Below are 218 nucleotides of genomic sequence, written 5' to 3'. Positions count from 1 at the left end.
GAGGACCTGGCCCCGCAGGTTGATCAGCCCGGCCACGCTGGTCGGCGCGAGCGGGATGCGGGTGCGCGGCTGGCCGCGCAGGACCTCCTGGACGGCGGCGACGTCGACGCCGTACACGCGCTCGTCGAGGGTGAAGGTCACCAGTCGGGTGCTCACAGCGCCTCCGTCAGCTCGGTCGCCGCCTCGAGGGGAGCGTGGTCGTAGAAGCCTGGGTCGGC

General features: G+C 73.4%; 1 protein-coding gene. It reads right to left on the bottom strand.

All coding sequences use genetic code 11. The features are described 5' to 3' along the window. A partial coding sequence (locus QWY28_RS24075; RefSeq protein ID WP_300955415.1) for a chemotaxis protein CheW occupies positions 1-141 on the bottom strand: 141 nt, incomplete at its 3' end. Positions 142-218: the final 77 nt, after the last annotated feature.

Source organism: Nocardioides oceani, from assembly GCF_030412965.1.
GTDB lineage: Bacteria > Actinomycetota > Actinomycetes > Propionibacteriales > Nocardioidaceae > Nocardioides > Nocardioides oceani.
Note: the sequence above shows the minus strand (reverse complement) of the source record. Positions and strands in the feature narration are given on the sequence as shown.